This is a genomic window from Sphingomonas segetis (assembly GCF_009720245.1).
Taxonomy (GTDB): Bacteria; Pseudomonadota; Alphaproteobacteria; order Sphingomonadales; family Sphingomonadaceae; genus Sphingomicrobium; species Sphingomicrobium segetis.
Genome location: NZ_WJSQ01000299.1, coordinates 1 through 906, shown reverse-complemented (window position 1 = coordinate 906; position 906 = coordinate 1). Strand labels below are relative to the sequence as shown.

The window sequence follows — 906 nt, the reverse complement described above, 5'->3', positions numbered from 1 at the left end:
GGCCGACCCGCCCTCGCCGGCCAGCAGCAGGCCGCCCGGCGCGTCGACCATGTCGGCGAAGGCCTTGACGATCCGCTCGGTGAGCGGCGGCGCATCCAGACCGGCGCGGCCGAGCGTCTCGGTGAAGCGCAGCCATTCGGTGCGATAGTCGTAGCGGTGCTCGAACAAATGCTTGGCGAGCTTGACCTTGAGCCAGCCGCGCGCCCTAGCACTCGGAAGCAGCACCATCGCGCCGACGGTCATCGCCGCGAGCACGGCGATCATCAGCGCGGCAGACCAATCCACGCCCGAGCCGCGAAGCGCCGTCGCGACGATCGCCATCAGCGCGAAATAGGCGCAGATCGCGAGCAAGGAGAGCGACTGGAACGTCGCCGCGCGCGACAGGCGGATTCGCCACCCGCTCTCGTCGCGGCTGGCAAGCGCGAACATCGGCGCGGCGAACGCGACCGCAATTCCGCGCCACTCGACCCACCGGCCAGCGGACGCCGAGCCGAGGCAGGCGATGGTGTAGAGATTGAGGTCGTAGACCCAGATCAGCGCGAGTCCGAGCATCGCCAGCCGGATGTGCGAGCGGCTCGCCGGCGCCGCCTGGCCGTAGACGTTGTGGACGAGCACCAGCGCGCCCGCCGCTGTGGTGATCCTCAGCACCAGGCCGGTCTGCGCCAGCGCGCCGCTCGGCGAGATCAGCTCGAGCGTCGCCCCGATCAGCTGCAACCCGATCACCCCGGCGACCGCGCCATAGACCAACTTCAAGCCGTGCTCGCGCTCGCCGCTCGCCGCGGAGAGACTGTACAGCAGGCTGATCCAGAGCAGGTTGCGGGCGCTCTCGGCATAGCCGACGATCGCCTCGCCGGGCGCGACGGCGCTGAGCCACGCCCAGCATGCGGTGACCGCGAAGGCGCCGAG

The 906-nt window shown here is 70.5% G+C and carries 1 pseudogene; it reads right to left on the bottom strand.

From position 1 onward, the window contains the following. Positions 1-906, bottom strand: a pseudogene (locus GH737_RS15640) (XrtA/PEP-CTERM system histidine kinase PrsK); the annotation flags it as partial.